Source organism: Vibrio proteolyticus NBRC 13287 (assembly GCF_000467125.1).
In the GTDB taxonomy this organism is placed as follows: domain Bacteria; phylum Pseudomonadota; class Gammaproteobacteria; order Enterobacterales; family Vibrionaceae; genus Vibrio; species Vibrio proteolyticus.
The window spans coordinates 54,617-72,979 of sequence record NZ_BATJ01000021.1; the positions used below are offsets into that span (position 1 = coordinate 54,617).

General features: G+C 53.0%; 13 protein-coding genes and 1 pseudogene. 9 read left to right on the top strand and 5 right to left on the bottom strand.

Annotation, left to right across the window (positions count from 1 at the left end):
- Positions 1-8: 8 nt before the first annotated feature.
- Positions 9-779 (bottom strand): potassium channel family protein, encoded by a 771-nt coding sequence (locus tag VPR01S_RS18675; protein WP_021706933.1) that lies wholly within the window; start codon positions 777-779, stop codon positions 9-11.
- A gap of 92 nt (positions 780-871) precedes the next feature.
- On the opposite strand from VPR01S_RS18675, the gene VPR01S_RS18680 reads away from it, so the two are divergent.
- From VPR01S_RS18680 to hldE, 3 genes and pseudogenes are all read left to right on the top strand, one after another.
- Positions 872-2,128 carry a methyl-accepting chemotaxis protein gene (locus VPR01S_RS18680; protein WP_021706934.1) on the top strand — a complete coding sequence of 419 codons (1,257 nt, stop codon included), beginning with the start codon at positions 872-874 and terminating at the stop codon, positions 2,126-2,128.
- A 218-nt stretch (positions 2,129-2,346) separates the two neighbouring features.
- A pseudogene (gene glnE / locus VPR01S_RS18685) lies at positions 2,347-5,088 on the top strand (bifunctional [glutamate--ammonia ligase]-adenylyl-L-tyrosine phosphorylase/[glutamate--ammonia-ligase] adenylyltransferase); the annotation flags it as partial.
- 73 nt (positions 5,089-5,161) lie between these two features.
- Entirely contained in the window at positions 5,162-6,592 is a 1,431-nt protein-coding gene (gene hldE / locus VPR01S_RS18690; RefSeq protein ID WP_021706936.1) for a bifunctional D-glycero-beta-D-manno-heptose-7-phosphate kinase/D-glycero-beta-D-manno-heptose 1-phosphate adenylyltransferase HldE, read from the top strand.
- A 102-nt stretch (positions 6,593-6,694) separates the two neighbouring features.
- Here hldE and tolC read toward each other — a convergent pair whose 3' ends face one another.
- Positions 6,695-8,032: an outer membrane channel protein TolC gene (gene tolC / locus VPR01S_RS18695; RefSeq protein WP_021706937.1), complete on the bottom strand. Its 1,338-nt coding sequence runs from the start codon at positions 8,030-8,032 to the stop codon at positions 6,695-6,697.
- A 231-nt stretch (positions 8,033-8,263) separates the two neighbouring features.
- Here tolC and nudF point away from each other — a divergent pair, with 231 nt between their 5' ends.
- From nudF to parC, 6 genes are all read left to right on the top strand, one after another.
- The gene (gene nudF / locus VPR01S_RS18700) at positions 8,264-8,893 is read left to right on the top strand and encodes an ADP-ribose diphosphatase (RefSeq protein ID WP_021706938.1); all 630 of its coding nucleotides are present in this window, start codon (positions 8,264-8,266) and stop codon (positions 8,891-8,893) included.
- Positions 8,881-9,324 (top strand): DUF1249 family protein, encoded by a 444-nt coding sequence (locus VPR01S_RS18705; protein WP_021706939.1) that lies wholly within the window; start codon positions 8,881-8,883, stop codon positions 9,322-9,324. Before nudF ends, VPR01S_RS18705 begins: the two co-directional genes overlap by 13 nt.
- A 22-nt stretch (positions 9,325-9,346) precedes the next feature.
- Positions 9,347-10,165, top strand: a complete 819-nt coding sequence (gene cpdA, locus VPR01S_RS18710; protein WP_021706940.1) for a 3',5'-cyclic-AMP phosphodiesterase — start codon at positions 9,347-9,349, stop codon at positions 10,163-10,165.
- Entirely contained in the window at positions 10,166-10,747 is a 582-nt protein-coding gene (gene yqiA / locus VPR01S_RS18715) for an esterase YqiA (protein ID WP_021706941.1), read from the top strand. It begins immediately after the preceding gene.
- Positions 10,748-10,972: 225 nt separating this feature from the next.
- Positions 10,973-12,859 carry a DNA topoisomerase IV subunit B gene (gene parE, locus VPR01S_RS18720; RefSeq protein ID WP_021706942.1) on the top strand — a complete coding sequence of 629 codons (1,887 nt, stop codon included), beginning with the start codon at positions 10,973-10,975 and terminating at the stop codon, positions 12,857-12,859.
- A gap of 2 nt (positions 12,860-12,861) precedes the next feature.
- The gene (gene parC, locus VPR01S_RS18725) at positions 12,862-15,135 is read left to right on the top strand and encodes a DNA topoisomerase IV subunit A (RefSeq protein ID WP_021706943.1); all 2,274 of its coding nucleotides are present in this window, start codon (positions 12,862-12,864) and stop codon (positions 15,133-15,135) included.
- 64 nt (positions 15,136-15,199) lie between these two features.
- Here the strand turns inward: parC and degS are convergent, their stop codons facing one another.
- The 3 genes from degS to zapG all read right to left on the bottom strand — a co-directional run bounded on the left by degS (position 15,200) and on the right by zapG (position 18,311).
- Positions 15,200-16,261, bottom strand: a complete 1,062-nt coding sequence (gene degS / locus VPR01S_RS18730) for an outer membrane-stress sensor serine endopeptidase DegS (protein ID WP_021706944.1) — start codon at positions 16,259-16,261, stop codon at positions 15,200-15,202.
- 120 nt (positions 16,262-16,381) lie between these two features.
- Entirely contained in the window at positions 16,382-17,749 is a 1,368-nt protein-coding gene (locus tag VPR01S_RS18735) for a DegQ family serine endoprotease (RefSeq protein WP_021706945.1), read from the bottom strand.
- Positions 17,750-17,867: 118 nt separating this feature from the next.
- Positions 17,868-18,311, bottom strand: a complete 444-nt coding sequence (gene zapG / locus VPR01S_RS18740; protein ID WP_021706946.1) for a Z-ring associated protein ZapG — start codon at positions 18,309-18,311, stop codon at positions 17,868-17,870.
- Positions 18,312-18,363: the final 52 nt, after the last annotated feature.

Sequence of the window (18,363 nt, forward strand, 5' to 3'; positions counted from 1 at the left end):
CAGGATGCTCAGGCATCCTGTTTTTTTGTCGCAGCAATGTCTTTTTCCAACTGGTGAATACGGCGCAGGATCTCGCTTTGCTGCGCCAGCAATTCGTGCAACATGCGTTCTTTATTGGCAGAGCGCTGTTCTTGAATGCGTGACGGCGACGTCAGCAAAGAACTGACCAGACCGGAGGTCATACCAAATAAGCCCACGCCACACACTATCAGTACCCCTGCGAGGATCTTACCACCGTCGGTCACCGGATAATGATCGCCGTACCCCACAGTAGAAATTGTCACCAGCGCCCACCAGATGGCGTCACCTGCGGTATGAATATTGGCATTTGGCGCAGCGGACTCCAATGACAGCATCATGCTTGAGCCAATCGTCAGCAGCACCACGATCAACAGCAAAATCGAAGCCAGTGTCGTTTCTCGTCGGTTGGTGACCAACTGGCGCATCAGAAAACGCCCGGAGCGGATCACCCAGATAACCCGCAGGATGTGAAAGATCCGCGCAAAACGCAGGGGTTCGATCATCGGAATACTGGCCAGATAGTCAATCCAGTGGCGTTTCAGAAATTGCAGACGATCTGCGGCGCGGATCAAGTCTGTGGTCAGCTGCAGGAGAAAAATACTACAGATCACAAAGTCAAGGCCGATAAGAACCTGTCGGGTATCGTGATCCACCGGGATAAACAAAAGGCCAGAGATCACAAATAGCGACACAATCGACAAAATCAGTGACAGCAGACTCAACGGCTTAACGACGTCTTTGGTATCATCTTTTTTCATACGAAGCTCGAAATAAATACGCTGAACCCGTTTGTGTTTGCACACGAGCTCAGAAAATGGGTTCCAGAACTATAACTTAATGGAGAACAGATATGACAACAATGGCATTCAAGCCATGGGAGAGGGTGATCACGGATATTCGCCTGGTACCCAAAATGGTGATGCTGATGGTGTTCAGTACCATTTTGATTGTCGCAAAACAGTTGTGGGATGCGAGCACCTTCTATCAGTCCCTGCTGGCTGCGACCCAGAACACGGCCGTAGCCCAGCAGCACTACGAGGCTTATTTGGTGCAGGTGGCGTGGCAAACGGCGCTGATGATTGTGGTGTTTGTGGCGTTGTTGCTGTTTGCGGCGCGGATCATGCTGCGCCAGACCCGCTATCTGAGCGAATCGATCAAACAGATGGCCAGCAAAGATCTGTCGGTGCCCATTGAGATGGCGTGCAAAGATGAATACGGAGATGTTGCCAGAGAGCTGGAAACCACCCGTCGTCAGTTGCAGGAGATGATCAAACTGCAAATTCAGTCTTCCCAAGAACTGGCCTCGCTGACCGAAGTGATGACCCTGAGCATGTCGGAGACCAAAGAGTCTGCTCAGGAAGAATTTAATGAGATCGATCAACTGGCCACGGCGATGAGCGAAATGAGTTCGACGGTACAAACCGTGGCCGAGCACGCTCAGAGTGCGTCCTCTCTGACCGAAAGCGCTTCGACCCAAGCGGCTTCGGGTCAGCAGTTTGTGCGTGGCACGGTGTCGAAAATCAGTGAGCTGTCACAGGATATCTCGGCCTCAGCCCAGGCGGTGAATCAGGTTGAAGAAAGCGTGGTCTCCATTGGCAGTGTGGTCGGCACCATTCAGGGCATTTCGGAGCAGACCAACCTGCTGGCATTGAATGCCGCAATCGAAGCTGCCCGTGCAGGGGAAGCGGGCCGCGGTTTCGCGGTGGTGGCGGATGAGGTCCGTAACCTGGCGCAGCGCACTCAGCAGGCTACAGTCGAAATCCAGGACATGATCTCTCAGTTGCAAGACAGTGCCAGTTCGGCGGTGGACCTGATGGAGAAAAGTGTTGTCGAAGCAGCGGAAGGGGTGGAGCTGGTGACCAATGCTGGTACCGAGCTGGACGGCATTGTGTCTCAGGTAAACCAGATCAACGACATGAATTTCCAGATTGCCACCGCGGCCGGACAGCAGAGCAGCGTGGCGGAAGAAATGAACCAGAACCTGACCAATGTGCGTGAGCTGGTGGAAGCCTCGGTGACCGTGGTGACCGAGCTGCTGGAAACCTCGGAAATCATGCAAAGTAACGCGGAAGAGCTCGATCGTAAGATCACTGTGTTTAAAGTCTGACGCCAAAAGCTTTGAAGCAACGCCCACTCTCACCAGTGGGCGTTTTTTATTGCGGAAACTCTGGTATAAATGAGTTCATGACATTAAGGTTTCACTCCCGCCAAAAGCAAGGAAGAATCATGCAATTACCCGCGTCACTCCAGCCTGTCGCTGAGACTGCTCTGGAAGGGATTATTCAACAGCCGGCTTATGCCTATTGGCCCAAGCAACATCAACAGCAACTGCACTATATTGCCGGTCTCAGTCAATTTGTGACTGAAGCTTTGCAGCGCGACGAGACCTTACTGCGCAGCCTGCCCGAGATGTTGGCTGAATCCGATCGGGCAGCTCAATACCGTTCCCGTCTTAACTCGCTGTTGACCAGCTGTGCGGATGAAATGAGTGGTCACCGGGTATTGCGTCAGTTTCGCAACCGGGAAATGGTGCTGATTGCCTGGCGTGATTTTCTCAATCTGTGGACATTAGAAGAGAGTCTGGCGCACTTATCCGAGCTGGCAGAGGCGATGATCTTTGAGACTTACCACTGGCAGTACCAGAGCTGTTGTCAGGAGTGGGGCACGCCGTGCAATGAGCAAGGTGAAGCACAACCGATGCTGATTATCGGCATGGGCAAACTGGGGGGCGGTGAACTCAACTTCTCGTCAGACATCGACTTGATTTTTACCTATCCGGAAAATGGCGAAACGCAGGGCGCACGACGCAGCATCGCCAATGCCCAATTTTTTACCCGTCTTGGTCAGCGCATCATCAAAGCCCTCGATCAGCACACGTTCGACGGTTTCTGTTATCGGGTCGACATGCGTTTGCGTCCGTTTGGGGAAAGTGGCCCGCTGGTGATGAGCTACGCTGCGCTGGAAGATTATTATCAGGAACAAGGCCGTGACTGGGAGCGCTATGCGATGGTCAAAGCCCGGGTCATGGGCAGTGAAATGTACCCCCAATATCAGGAACTGCGTCAGATGCTGCGGCCTTTTGTGTTCCGTCGTTACATCGATTTCAGCGCGGTCCAGTCGCTGCGACGGATGAAGTCGATGATTTCCAGCGAAGTACGCCGGCGAGGGTTGAGTAATAACATTAAGCTGGGCGCTGGTGGCATTCGAGAGGTGGAATTTATTGCGCAGGTATTCCAACTGATTCGGGGGGGACGCGAGCCTTCGCTGCGTCAGCGAGGGTTACTGGAAACCTTAGAGGCGACTGGTGAGCTCGGTTTGCTGAAACCAGAAGAAGTCCATGTATTGCGCGAGGCATATTGTTACCTGCGCCGCCAGGAAAACCTGCTGCAGGCGATGGGTGACAAACAGACCCAAACCCTGCCAGATTGCGAGCTCGAACAACTCAAGCTGGCGACCGCGATGGGCTACCCGGATTGGCGTGCATTGCTGTCGGAAACTCAAACTCACATGGCTGCGGTACACGCTATTTTTGCCGAGCTGATCGGTGCCGATGACGACGAAGAGTCGAACACCGAGCAGTATTACCACGAGCTATGGGACATGGCCCACAAGTCGGAAGTGATGAGCCACATTCTGGAGCAAGATGTCCATAGTGATGAGCCGGATGTCATGGCGCGGGTGATCGTCCACTTTAAAGATGATCTGGCCAAGAAAACACTCGGCCCACGCGGACGTGAAGTCTTAAATCGTTTAATGCCCAAAATATTCAAAGCGATTTTCGACCATCAGGACGCCCGCTTTGGCCTGCCCCGGGTTTTGCATCTGCTGCATAAAATTGTGACGCGCACCACCTATCTCGAGCTGCTGGATGAGCATCCGGCCGCGTTGACTCAACTGGTTCGCCTGTGTACCGCCAGTCCGATGATTTCCGAGCAATTGGGGCGTTATCCGATTCTGCTGGATGAGCTGATTGATCCACAGCATTTGTATAATCCGGTGCCGCTTGACTCCTATCAAACAGAGTTACGTGACTTTCTGGCCCGCATTCCGGAAGACGATCTTGAGCAGCAGATGGAAGCGCTGCGCCAGTTCAAACAGATCTGCATGCTGCGTATTGCTGCGGCCGACATTGCCGGGGTGCTGCCAGTGATGAAAGTCAGCGACCATTTGACCTATCTGGCTGAAGCGATCGTGGAGGCGGTGGTGCACCAAGCCTGGCAGCAGATGGCGGAAAAATACGGTGAACCTACCCATTTGCGCGAGCGGGAAGGCAAAGGTTTTGCCGTCGTCGGCTATGGGAAAGTAGGCGGTTGGGAGTTGGGGTACAACTCAGATCTGGATATCGTGTTCATGCACGACTGCCCGGTGAACGTGTATACCGACGGCAAAAAAGAGATCGATGGCCGTCAGTTCTATTTGCGTCTCGCGCAGCGCATCATTCATATTTTTTCCACACGCACGGCGTCTGGCATTCTGTATGAAGCGGACACTCGTTTACGGCCATCCGGGGCTTCTGGACTGCTGGTCAGTCCGACGGAGGCGTTTGCCGAATACCAGCAAACCGAAGCCTGGACCTGGGAACATCAGGCCCTGGTTCGTGCGCGGATGATTTACGGTGACGCGCCGCTGCAACAGGCGTTTCATCAAATCCGTCATGGCATTCTTGCCCGTCCACGGGATGAGGCGACCCTCAAACGCGAGGTGGTCGAGATGCGTCATAAGATGCGTGAGCATCTTGGCGGGAAAAAGGCGGGGCGTTTTATGCTTAAGCAAGATCCGGGTGGCATCACCGACATTGAATTTCTCGCTCAGTACCTGGTCCTGCGCTACAGCCATGAAAAACCGAAACTGACCCGTTGGTCGGATAACGTGCGTATTTTTGAGTCGATGCTTCAGCAAGGCATTATGGATGAAACTCAGGCGATGGCCCTGACTCAGGCGTACACCACGATGCGCGATCATATTCATCACCGCAATTTACTCAATCTGGACGCCGACGTGGCTGAAGAAAAGCTGACCGCCGAGCGCAATGTGGTGATCCAAGGATGGAACCAATGGCTTGGCTGAGGTCAAAGCAGGAGTTTAGTGACTTTTTTGCCTGTGCTACACTTCGCGCAGAAATTAATATTGGAGATCCACAATGAAACCAATCCTACCTGATTACAGCTCATCGGGCGTGTTGATCATTGGTGATGTGATGCTTGATCGCTACTGGTATGGGCCAACCGGGCGCATTTCTCCAGAAGCCCCGGTGCCGGTAGTCAAAGTAGAGAATAACGAAGAGCGTCCAGGCGGGGCCGCCAACGTTGCGATGAACATTGCGTCGCTGGGGGGACACGCCCATATCGTCGGTTTAACCGGGATGGATGAGCCAGCCAAGGTACTGACTGAGACACTCACGGCGCTCAAAGTGAGTTGTGATTTCGTGGCGTTGCCCAACTACCCGACCGTGACCAAACTGCGGGTGCTGAGCCGCGGTCAGCAGCTGATCCGCCTTGACTTTGAAGACAAGTTTGAAGACGTGGATCCGGCGTTAATCAATGAGCGTATGGAGCGTGCACTACCCAAAGTGGGGGCGGTGATCCTGTCGGACTACGACAAAGGTGCGCTGGAAAATGTGCAGCAACTGATCCAGAAAGCCCGTGCGGCTCAGGTACCTGTGTTCATTGACCCGAAGGGGGCCGACTTTGAACGTTACCGCGGCGCGACTCTGCTGACACCGAACATGACAGAGTTTGAATTGGTGGTGGGCAAAGTTCGCAATGAAGAGGAACTGGTCCGCAAAGGGTTGGCGCTGATCGAACAGTTTGACTTTGAAGCTCTGTTGGTGACACGCAGTGAACACGGGATGACATTGCTGCGTCGTGGTCAGGAGCCGTTCCATCTGCCGACTCAGGCAAAAGAAGTCTTTGATGTGACCGGGGCCGGTGACACGGTGATTTCGGTCCTGGCGGCGTCGGTTTCTGCGGGTAAACCTCTGGATGAAGCGTGTGCGCTGGCAAACGCGGCAGCCGGTGTGGTCGTGGGTAAACTGGGCACGTCAACGGTGTCGACCATTGAGCTGGCGGAAGCGATCCACGGTAGCAAAGATACCGACTACGGTGTGATCTCTGAATCTGCGCTGATCGAAGCCGTGAAGCGAGCTCAGGCGAAAGGGGAGAAAGTGGTGATGACCAATGGCTGCTTTGACATTCTGCATGCTGGTCATGTGTCTTACCTCAATCACGCGGCCGAGTTGGGCGATCGATTAATCGTTGCCGTTAATACGGATGAATCGGTGAAGCGCCTCAAAGGGCCGGGTCGTCCGGTCAATCCGACGGATCGCCGTATGGCAGTACTGGCGGGGCTGGGCGCAGTGGACTGGGTGGTGCCGTTTGGTGAAGATACGCCGCAACGCCTGATCTCAGAGGTGCTGCCGGATATGCTGGTCAAAGGCGGTGATTACAAGCCGGAAGAGATCGCAGGAGGTAAGGAAGTGATTGCCAATGGCGGTGAAGTACGAGTACTGAACTTTGAAGATGGCTGCTCGACCACCGAAATCATCGATGCGATTAAAGGCGGCAAAGGTTAAGTGCTGTGAGTGGGATTCCGGTCATGGCCAGAGGCCAGGGCCGGGACATCGACAAGAAAAAAGCCGCTGTTGTCAGCGGCTTTTGCGTATCTTGAACCCGGTTTACGAGGTTTTACCTGGCTTAGACGCCGGTGCTGGTTTCAGGCCGGCGCTGATGTCCATGACATCCTGCTCATTCAGAGTACCGATAGCCTGACGCAATTGCAGTACGCTAATGATGTAGTTGTAGCGAGCATCCGAGAGGTTTTTGTTGGCATCGTACAGGCGACGGGTCGCGTCCAGTACGTCCACAATGGTACGGGTGCCGACATCAAAGCCCGCTTCCGTTGCTTCCAGAGCCGATCTGGCCGACACAACCGACTGTTCGTAGGCACGGATCGCACCGATAGACGCGCTAATGTTGTTGTTAAACGCACGAACATCACGGACCACACTGCGGTAAGTCGCTTCCAGATCCTGGCTCGCTGCCACGTACTGGTATTCAGCCTGCTTGGTTTGCGAGTTGATGTTGCCGCCGGTGTAAAGAGGTACCGACAGGTTCACACCGATGTTGAAGTCGTTGTACTGTTCATTCGGCCCATTGTTGGCGTTGCTGTTGCTGTCGTTACCGAAGTTGTAGCCGCCGTCCAGCGTCAGTGATGGCAGATGCCCAGAGCTCGCCAGAGAGATGTTGTCGCGCGCGATGTCCTGAGAAATACGTGCACTCAATAGCTGCAGGTTGCGTTGCTCGGCTTCTTTCACCAGTGACTCTGCACCTTCACCAGGTTTGCTGGCAGAGAAACGTTTGGTATCCAGAACATACAGATTGGCGTGATCTTGTCCGGTGATCTGACGCAAACCTTCATAGCTGTTGGTCAGGTCATTTTGTGCCAGGACTTCATCTGCCAGAACCGCATCGTATTGAGCCTGGGCGTCATGCACGTCGGTGATGGCAGACAAGCCAACTTCAAAACGTTGTTTGGTTTGCTCGAGTTGGCGACCCACCGCGGCTTTTTCCGCGCGGACAAATTCGAGGTTGTCCTGAGCGCGCAGTACATCGAAGTACGCCTGAGCCACACGCAGGATCAGATCCTGTTGCGCCGCCGCGTACGTTGAGTCTGCCTGGCGCGCAGTTTTCTCGGCCGTATCGAGCGAAATCCAGCTTGAACGGTTGTACAGTTGTTGTGAGAAGTTTACGCCAGCAGTCAGCTTGTCGCTTTCACGTGCGTCTTCATCACTGCGGTTAATATTGTAACCGGCAGTCAGGTCAATTTGCGGTAGCAATACACTACGGCTTGAGTTCACTGCTTCGAATGCAGTATCACGCTGAGCGGCCGCGCTCATAAGCGTTGGATCGTTGTCTTTTGCCTGGTTGTAAATTTCAGCCAGCGTATCCGCCCATGCCGAAGTACTCAGACTGCCGAGCGCAGCGCTGATAAATAGAGGAAGCAGTTTTTTCATTGGTCCTATACCTGCCTGGTTCAAAGAGGGTGACTGTTGAGATTCTAACGTAATTTGATGGTAATTCACTCGAAACTTTGCACTTTTTTACACTTAGCTGTCCAATTGTACAATAAATTTAATTAATCAATTTAAATTTTACTATAAAAATTGTATAAAAAGTTGAGCCAAGTCCTTGGTGGTTCAGTGCTTCTCTGCGTAAACTATTAGATTCACTCAGAGAGGTGATAAATGCAACAATTTGACGAGCAACAAGCTGAGTTTACTGTGGACGATGTAGAAATCATCGCCAAAGAGACGTTGTTTCATGGTTTCTTCAAGATGGTAAAGTATCGTTTCAGGCATAAGTTGTTTGCTGGTGGCTGGAGCGAGCCCATTGAACGCGAGATGTTTGAAAGAGGCCATGCAGCCGCTATGCTTCCTTATGACCCGGTAACTGATAAAGTGGTCATCATCGAGCAGATCCGGGTAGGTGCGCTGGAGCACCAACATCCGTGGCAACTGGAAATCATTGCCGGAATGATCGATCGTGATGAGTCGGCTCAGGCAGTGGTTCGCCGGGAAGCGACGGAAGAGGCGGGGATCAACATCGGTCGCATGGAAAAAGTCACCTCTTACTACCCGTCAGCAGGGGGCTGCTCGGAAATGTTGGATGTGTTTGTCGGTGAAGTGGACGCGTCCACGGCCAAGGGCATTCACGGGCTGGATTATGAAGGCGAAGACATCCGCGTACGGGTGTTGTCACGTGCACAAGCGTATCAATATGTACGGGAAGGTAAATTTGAGAATGGTGCCTCAATAATTGCACTGCAATGGTTAGAACTCAATTATGAGCATTTAAGATCACAATGGCTGAAGTAGCACTGAGAAAACCGTATCACGTTGATTTGGCGGAGTTGATGCGGGTTTATGAGACCAACTACGCCAAACTGAACGCTTTGCTGCCACACCAGCCGAGCGTCGGGGACGTGCGCTGCTATCAGGCGGCCAGCATGACTTATCAGTTGGAAGTGGGCGAAGTCACAAAGTACACAACTTTGGTCGACATCTGTCAAAGTGATGATATTCCGGTGTTTCCATTGCCAAAAATGTCTGTCAGGCTGTACCACGATGCTCGTGTGGCAGAGGTGTGTGGCAGTGACAGCGTCAGCCGTGTTCAGCCGCGTTACGAGTACCCCAATGTCAACATGGTACAGCGGGACGAAAAAGCTCAGTTAAACCGTTTTCTTGGCGACTGGCTGACGTTTTGCCTCAAACACGGAATCAGCCGGACTCCGATTCAGACAAATTAATAATTACTTTAGGTTTTAGATTTTGAACGTGTCGTCAAGCTCAACAGATCAGCGGATCAAACTGCTGCAGATTACAGATACTCATCTGTTTGCGCCCGAAGACGGAAGCTTACTCAGTGTCAACACGGCGGAGAGTTTTCATGCTGTGGTGGCAGCCATTCTTGAGCGGCAGGTGGGGTTTGATGCCATTCTTGCTACCGGAGATATTTCTCAGGACCACAGCCGCGAGTCGTATGAGAAGTTTGAGCGTGGTATCCAGCCACTGAGCCAGCCATGTTTCTGGTTGCCGGGTAATCACGATTATAAGCCCAGCATGGGGGCGATTCTGCCGTCGCAGCAAATCCAGACCGCAGAGCATGTGCTGCTCGGCGAACACTGGCAGATGATTCTGCTGGACTCGCAGGTTGTGGGGGTCCCGCACGGACGGTTGAGTGATGCTCAATTGACCTTGCTGGATAATCAGTTGAGCGCTCACCCGGATCGTTACACGCTGGTGCTATTGCATCATCACCCATTGTTGGTTGGCAGTGCCTGGCTGGATCAGCATACCCTCAAAGACAGTGAGGCGTTCTGGGAGATCGTGGATAAACACAGTAATGTTCGTGCGGTGTTGTGCGGCCATATTCATCAGGAAATGGATCTGCAACGTGGCGATGTCCGAGTGATGGCCACCCCCTCAACTTGCGTGCAGTTTAAACCTCGCTCAAACGATTTTGCGCTTGATCGTCAGTCACCTGGATGGCGTGAGCTGGAACTGTGTCAAGACGGCACTTTGCACACTCAGGTGCAGCGACTGCCGGAAGGACATTTCTTGCCTGACTTCAGCGCTTCGGGGTACTGAATGAAAAAGCCACTGCTACTGTACATCCACGGGTTTAACAGCTCGCCGTTGTCGGTCAAAGCATCGGACATGAAAAGCTACTGCCAGACACACCGCCCGGACATCAAAGTTGTGGTTCCGCAGTTACCTTGTTTCCCGCAGCAAGCGGCAGAGCTGCTCACGCAACTTGTGGAGCAGTATCAGAATGATTACCGCATTGGTCTGGTGGGCAGTTCGCTTGGCGGCTACTTGTCGACCTGGCTCAATCAAGGCTATGGCTTTAAAGCGGTAGTGGTGAACCCGGCCGTACGTCCATATGAGTTGTTGGTGGATTACCTCGGGGAACAGGAAAACCCGTATACCCACGAGCGTTACCAGTTGACGAAGGCGCATATTGAAGAGCTGAAAGCACTCGATGTGCCGGTGCTCGCTGATCCGCAAGATTTTTGGCTGCTGCAGCAGACGGGGGATGAAGTGCTCGACTATCGTCAGGCCGTCAGTAAGTTTGCTGCCGCCAAACAAACCATTGAACAGGGAGGAGACCACAGTTTTGTCGGTTTTGAACGTTATCCGCCCGCGATTATTCAGTTCTTAGGGCTGTAATACATCTCTTTGCGCTCATTGAGGGAAGAGTCATAATTTTGCCTGTTACTCACTTATGTCGCTTGACATAAGTCGAGCTCTTCCAGACTATGTTCCACCTATACTTTGCTGCGTTTCATGGCGGATAAATCAGCCATGGCTGACCGTTTTTTGCTCAAATCACAAAAACATTCATGAACAGAGCGTAAAGTCACTCATTATTTATTTACGAAAGCATTCCGTATTATGACTGAACAATATAATGCTGGGGCCATTGAGGTTCTTAATGGTTTAGAACCAGTACGTCGCCGACCAGGGATGTATACGGATACCGCTCGCCCAAACCATCTGGGTCAGGAAGTGATCGACAACAGTGTCGATGAAGCGTTAGCCGGACATGCCTCCAAGGTACAAGTGATTCTTCATGCCGACCAGTCACTTGAAGTGATCGATGATGGTCGTGGTATGCCTGTTGATATTCACCCGGAAGAGAAGGTTTCCGGGGTTGAATTGATCCTTTGCAAGCTGCACGCCGGCGGTAAATTCTCCAACAAAAACTATCAGTTCTCCGGTGGTCTGCACGGCGTGGGCATTTCGGTGGTGAACGCCCTGTCCAAGCGTGTGGAAGTAACCGTGCGCCGCGATGGTCAGGTGTATGAAATTGCCTTTGAACACGGTGATAAGGTCGAAGATCTGACCGTGACTGGTACCTGTGGCCGCCGTAATCGGGGCACCAGCGTGCACTTCTGGCCTGAAGCCAAATATTTTGACTCCGCCAACTTCTCTGTGACACGTCTGGTCAACAACCTGCGTGCTAAAGCGGTGCTGTGCCCTGGTCTTGAAATCACCTTCAGTGACAAGGTCAATGGCAAAGAGCACCGGTGGCTCTATGAAGACGGTCTGAAAGACTATCTGGCCGAAGGTGTCAAAGGCTATCCGGTGTTACCGGAAGAACCATTTACCGGCGAATTTTCTGCGGAAACGGAAGCGGCTACCTGGGCGGTGATCTGGCAGCCGGAAGGCGGTGAGATGATCACCGAAAGCTACGTCAACCTGATCCCGACAGCGCAGGGAGGCACTCATGTGAATGGGTTGCGTCAGGGCCTGCTGGATGCGATGCGCGAATTTTGTGAGTTCCGTAACCTGCTGCCACGCGGTGTCAAGCTGACCGGTGATGACGTGTTCGACCGCTGTAGTTACGTGCTGTCGGTCAAAATGCAGGATCCCCAATTTGCAGGGCAGACTAAAGAACGTCTGTCGTCACGTCAGACGGCAGCCTTTGTTTCTGGCGTCGTCAAAGATGCGTTCAGTTTGTGGTTGAATGAAAAGCCGCAACTGGCTGAGCAACTGGCGGAAGTGTGTATTGCTAATGCGCATCGCCGTATGCGCGCGAGCAAAAAAGTGGTGCGTAAGAAAGTGGCGTCTGGCCCGGCTCTGCCGGGGAAACTGACCGATTGTTCGGTGCAGGACCTCAACCGTACCGAGCTGTTCCTGGTGGAAGGGGACTCGGCCGGCGGCAGTGCGAAACAAGCCCGCGATCGCGAATTTCAGGCGGTGATGCCACTGCGCGGTAAGATTCTTAATACCTGGGAAGTGTCGGCGGATCAGGTGTTGGCGTCGCAGGAAGTGCACGATATTTCCGTCGCATTGGGGATCGACCCGGACAGCGATAATCTGGACAGCCTGCGTTACGGCAAAGTGTGCATTCTGGCCGATGCGGACTCAGATGGTCTGCACATCGCCACCTTGTTGTGTGCGTTGTTTACCCGCCATTTCCGTGCGTTGGTTGAGGCAGGACACGTTTATGTGGCGATGCCGCCACTGTATCGCATCGATTGTGGTAAAGAGGTCTTTTACGCCTTGGATGACGGCGAGAAAGACGGCATCCTAGAACGTTTGAGTAAGAAAAAAGCCAAAATCAACGTCCAACGATTCAAAGGTCTGGGTGAAATGAACCCGCTGCAGTTGCGGGAAACCACGATGGATCCGAACACGCGTCGTCTGGTGCAACTGACCATCGATGACGATGAAGCAACCAATGAAATGATGGATATGCTGCTGGGTAAAAAGCGTGCCGATGACCGTCGCAGTTGGCTGCAACGCAACGGCGATCAGGCGGAGGTTGAGGTTTAACCATGTCTACTGAAATTACCTACGATGGCGTTGAACAACTGCCACTGCGCAAGTTTACCGAAGACGCTTATCTGAATTACTCCATGTACGTCATCATGGACCGGGCATTGCCATACATTGGTGATGGCCTGAAGCCGGTTCAGCGACGTATCATTTACGCCATGTCGGAGCTGGGATTGTCCGCTTCGGCTAAGTACAAAAAATCCGCGCGTACCGTCGGTGACGTATTGGGTAAATATCACCCTCACGGTGATTCGGCCTGTTACGAAGCCATGGTCTTGATGGCGCAGCCATTCTCCTACCGGTATCCTCTGGTTGATGGTCAGGGGAACTGGGGGGCACCGGACGATCCGAAATCGTTCGCTGCGATGCGTTATACCGAAGCGAAACTGTCCAAGTTTGCCGAAGTACTGCTCGGGGAACTGGGTCAGGGCACGGTTGAGTGGCAACCAAACTTTGATGGCACGATGAAAGAGCCGCAAATGTTGCCAGCCCGACTGCCACATATTCTGCTCAATGGCGTGACCGGCATTGCCGTCGGCATGGCCACCGACATTCCACCACATAACGTACGTGAAATTGCCGATGCGACCATCCACCTGATCGACAATCCGAAAGCGGAATTGCCCGAGGTGATGGATTACGTTAAAGGACCGGATTATCCGACGGAAGCGGAGATCATTTCACCCCAAGCGGAAATCGAGAAGATTTATCGCAACGGTCGCGGCAGCATTAAAATGCGTGCGGTATGGCACAAAGAAGGCAGTGACATTGTGGTGACCGCGTTGCCACATCAGGTTTCCGGTGCGAAGTTGCTAGAACAGATCGCCAACCAGATGCGCGCCAAGAAGCTACCGATGGTCGACGATTTGCGTGATGAATCGGATCACGAGAATCCGACGCGTATCGTGATCGTTCCGCGTTCGAACCGGGTCGACAGCGAGCAACTGATGAACCATTTGTTCGCCTCGACGGATCTGGAAAGAAATTACCGCGTTAACCTGAATATGATCGGTCTGGACAACCGTCCACAAGTCAAAGGGCTGGTGCAGATCCTGAGCGAATGGATTGAGTTCCGTCGTGAGACCGTACGTCGTCGTTTGCAATACCGTCTGGATAAAGTGCTGGCACGCCTGCACATTCTGGAAGGTTTGCTGGTCGCGTATCTGAATCTCGATGAAGTGATTGAAATCATCCGGACCGAAGACGATCCGAAAGCCGTGCTGATGGCGCGCTTTGGTATCACCGACATTCAGGCGGACGCTATCCTCGACACCAAACTTCGTCATCTGGCTAAGCTGGAAGAGATGAAGATCCGCGGTGAACAGGAAGAGCTGGAAAAAGAGCGTGAGAAACTGGAGCAACTGCTGGGTTCCGAACGCCGTCTGAATACCTTGCTGAAGAAAGAGATCAAAGCCGATGCTGAGAAGTATGGCGACGACCGCCGTTCACCGCTGATAGAACGTGCGGAAGCCAAAGCGCTGACTGAACGTGACTTGGTGCCAAGTGAGCCAATCACGGTTGTGTTGTCAGAAAAAGGCTGGATCCGTCACGCCAAAGGTCATGACGTCAATGCGGAAGGGCTTAACTACAAGTCTGGCGATAAGTATCTGGCTCATGCCATCGGTAAGAGCAACCAACAGGCCGTATTCCTTGGCAGTGATGGTCGCAGTTATTCACTCGAATCGCACTCTATGCCGTCTGCGCGTAGCCAGGGGGAACCGATCACTGGGCGACTCAATATCAGTGCCGGCACGCATGTGCGTCAGGTGGTGATGGGTGAAGAAGATCAGCTGTGGTTGATTGGCTCGGATGCTGGTTACGGCTTCGTGTGTAAAGGCGCGGATATGCTGTCGAAAAACCGCAGTGGTAAAGCGCTGGTGACATTGCCGCAAAACTCGGAAATCATGACGCCGCAAAGCATCAATGATCTCGACTCCGATGAAATTCTGGCGATCACTAACCAGGGCCGGATGTTACTGTTCCCGATCAAAGACCTGCCGCAACTGGGCAAAGGGAAAGGAAACAAGATCATCAACATTCCGGCAGCGAAAGCCAAAGAGCGTGAAGAGTTTGTCTCGCACCTGATGGCCTTGCCGCAAGGCTGCTCGGTGACGCTTTATGCCGGAAAACGCAAGTTAGGCCTGAAGCCGGCGGACCTGGAGAATTTCCGTGGTGAACGAGGCCGTCGTGGCAGCTTACTGCCACGAGGGTTGCAGCGCGTAACCCGGATTGATGTGGAAAGTGACGCAACGGAACCTGCCGAAGAAGAGTAACAAGAAACATCCCCGCCAATGAGCGGGGATGTTTATATCTGTAGCTGTTGGTTTAATCGCGGTACTAGCGGGTGTCTTCCGCAACGGTCACTGTCAGGGTTTTCTCTTCGCCTTTACGTAGGATCAGCACATCAACGGTGGTACCTGGACGCAGGTCAGTAACCAGGTCCATCACACTTTGTCGGCCGTTGACTTTTTCGCCATCGATTTTCAGGATAATGTCCTGAGCCTGAAAGCCCGCGGTGCTGGCAGGCCCATTGGGGTCCACCCCCAGTACGATGATACCACCCATATGTTCATTACCCAGCAGACGGGCTGTAACCGGGTTGATGTCCTGACCATCGACACCGATGTAGCCGCGGATCACCCGGCCATCAGCGATGATTTTTTCCATGATTTTACTCGCCAGCGCATACGGAATAGCAAACGAGATACCATAGGTCTCCAGATCGGTGGCTTGTTGGAACGACGCAGTATTGATGCCAACCAGTTCCCCCCGTGTGTTAACCAGTGCGCCTCCGGAGTTCCCCTGATTGATGGCAGCATCCGTTTGAATAAAGGCCTGGCGTCCATCGGCGCTGATTGATGAACGCCCGGTAGCGGAGATGATGCCAAAGGTCGTGGTCTGTCCCAGATTGTATGGGTTACCGATCGCCAGGACGACGTCGCCGACGTTGGGCGAGTAATTCGGGTTGAGCGGGATCACCGGTAGGCTGGACAGTTCAATACGCAGAATCGCGATATCCGTGCGGCGATCTTTGCCCACCAGTTGTGCAGCGGCGACGCGACCGTCTTGCAGTGCTACGATGATCTGATCGGCCTGAGCGACGACATGATAATTGGTGATGATGTAGCCTTTCGGGTTCACAATCACGCCGGATCCCAAGCCCTGCGTCGACAATTTAGTGCGGTCATTTTCAGCATACTTGCGGCTGTAGATATTGACCACGGCCGGCGCAGCACGTCGGTACGCGCTATTGAAGGAAATCTGCAAGTCGCTCAAATCTTGAGGGCTGGCGGTGTCAACCACGGGAATCACATTGGAACGCAAAGAAGGCACCGCGAGGATCAGGAGAGCGGCAGTCAGAACACCCAATAACACTGACCGCAACAGGAATTTCAGCATAGTTTTCTCATAACGCCCCAATTAACATAATTCGAATCGCAGAGCATAGCATCAGATCTCAAAATAATAAAAGGGCAGCTCATCTCTGAGCTGCCCTTTGGTAAGCGAGTCGCGTTTTGTCTAGCGAACGACTAAGTATATCGAACGTTCACCCCGTTGAATATTCAGCGCCAGAACTCCCGGGTTTTTCTCCAGCACTGCGCGCAGGTCCGCGAGGTTTTTCACCCGGTGACGGTTCACACCGATGATGATGTCGCCGGTCTGCAACTGATAAGCTTCAGCTGGTGAGCCTTTTTTCACTTCGGTTACTTTAACGCCGGTCACCGGATCGCGTTTGGTGGTGTTGGTTAGCTCGGCTCCAGTCAGTCCTTCATGCAGTTTCTCGGCAGCGGTCTTGATGTTGGTTTGCTCGCCCAGTGTGACCCGGAAGCTGCGTTCTTTGCCGTCACGTACCACGCCGAGCGTGACTTCTTTACCAGCTCCCAGGGTGGCGACTTTAGCGCGCAGCTCTGAGAAGGTGTTGATCGCTTTGCCATTGACCGACACGATGACATCACCAGCTTGTAGCCCCGCTTTATCGGCGGCGCTGTCAGGCACCACCTGGCTAACAAAGGCCCCTTTACTGGACTCGTAACCCAGGGCGTCAGCCAGCTCTGAGGTGACTTCGCCCCCCTGAACCCCCAGCATGCCGCGTTTGACCTCACCAAATTCCAGAATTTGGTCGGCGAGATTTTTCATCATATTGGATGGGATAGCAAAGCCGATACCGACGTTGCCGCCGCTTGGGCCTAGAATGGCGGTATTGATACCGATCAGCTCACCATTTAGGTTGACCAGAGCACCGCCCGAGTTACCGCTGTTGATGGCCGCGTCGGTCTGAATGAAGTTCTCGAAGTTTTCGATGTTGAGCCCGCTGCGCCCCAGCGCTGACACAATCCCCGAGGTGACGGTCTGGCCAAGGCCAAACGGGTTACCGATGGCCACGGCGAAATCACCGACCCGCAATCGATCCGAATCTGCAATCTTAATTTCCGTTAAATTCTTCGCTTTCTCGAGCTGCAATAGCGCGACGTCAGACATTTTATCACCGCCGATCAGCTCTGCTTTGTATTCACGACCATCGTGCAGCTTGACCCGGATTTTCTCGGCGCCGTTGATGACGTGGTAGTTAGTGACGATATAGCCTTTCCCGGCATCGATAATTACGCCGGAGCCCAGTCCGCGGAAAGGACGCTCCTGAAGCTGCTCAGTCGGAAAGTCAGGGCCAAAGAAGAAACGGAACTGTTCGGGAAGACGCTGTTTGGATACCTGAGTGCCTTCGACGGCAATGCTGACCACCGCTGGTGTGACTTTTTCCAGCATTGGGGCTAGGCTCGGCAGCTGTTCACCGCTGGCAGAAAAAGGCAAGGCTGCGGTGGCCGATATAGGGGTGATGAGTGAACTTATGCTTAACGACAGGATGGTTAAGGCAAGCAAAGGTTTTTTCATCGTTTTAACTCCTTTCAGTTAACGCCATTGAGGTTAATATTTGTCCGAAATATTAAAAAACAATTGCTACATCTGAGAGTTATGACTCAAAAACCTTTGTTTAGTTCACCAGTGTGATTTATGAGGCTTTGACGTTCACCACATCGGCGGAGCGAATGATCTCTTTCTCCTGCTCACGCAGTAAGCCGGTGGCGCCGCTGGCGTAGTCTTTCGGTGCCTGCTCGCTCAGTTCATCCACGACATCACGCGGCTCTTCCGCCTGGGTGAGTTTCTTCGCGAATGGGTTATCCTGCTCTGGCAGGTTAGGAAGGAGCTCGACAGAGGTCTTCGCCATGTGCTGATACAGCTTAGTGTAATCTTTACCCAGTGTATCCAGCATTTCTGCGGCCTGGGCAAAATGGTCAGCCAATTCCTGGCGATGCTGCTCTATCTCGAACTTAGCCGCATCCAGGTCTTTCTGAATGTTCTTTTGCTTTTTGTACTCAGGGGTCATGATTCGGGTAATCACAATCCCCAAGACCGCACCTACTAACAGGCCAACAAGGGCATAAATCCAAGGCATAATAGCTCCTTATCATTGTTATTTAACATGTTTTTTACCGGTTGGTTACACA

Excerpts from the sequence above, each read along its gene's own strand:
- VPR01S_RS18675 (WP_021706933.1), bottom strand. The coding sequence starts at position 779 with ATGAAAAAAGATGATACCAAAGACGTCGTTAAGCCGTTGAGTCTGCTG.
- VPR01S_RS18680 (WP_021706934.1), top strand. The coding sequence starts at position 872 with ATGACAACAATGGCATTCAAGCCATGGGAGAGGGTGATCACGGATATT.
- hldE (WP_021706936.1), top strand. The coding sequence starts at position 5,162 with ATGAAACCAATCCTACCTGATTACAGCTCATCGGGCGTGTTGATCATT.
- tolC (WP_021706937.1), bottom strand. The coding sequence starts at position 8,032 with ATGAAAAAACTGCTTCCTCTATTTATCAGCGCTGCGCTCGGCAGTCTG.
- nudF (WP_021706938.1), top strand. The coding sequence starts at position 8,264 with ATGCAACAATTTGACGAGCAACAAGCTGAGTTTACTGTGGACGATGTA.
- VPR01S_RS18705 (WP_021706939.1), top strand. The coding sequence starts at position 8,881 with ATGGCTGAAGTAGCACTGAGAAAACCGTATCACGTTGATTTGGCGGAG.
- yqiA (WP_021706941.1), top strand. The coding sequence starts at position 10,166 with ATGAAAAAGCCACTGCTACTGTACATCCACGGGTTTAACAGCTCGCCG.
- parE (WP_021706942.1), top strand. The coding sequence starts at position 10,973 with ATGACTGAACAATATAATGCTGGGGCCATTGAGGTTCTTAATGGTTTA.
- parC (WP_021706943.1), top strand. The coding sequence starts at position 12,862 with ATGTCTACTGAAATTACCTACGATGGCGTTGAACAACTGCCACTGCGC.
- degS (WP_021706944.1), bottom strand. The coding sequence starts at position 16,261 with ATGCTGAAATTCCTGTTGCGGTCAGTGTTATTGGGTGTTCTGACTGCC.
- VPR01S_RS18735 (WP_021706945.1), bottom strand. The coding sequence starts at position 17,749 with ATGAAAAAACCTTTGCTTGCCTTAACCATCCTGTCGTTAAGCATAAGT.
- zapG (WP_021706946.1), bottom strand. The coding sequence starts at position 18,311 with ATGCCTTGGATTTATGCCCTTGTTGGCCTGTTAGTAGGTGCGGTCTTG.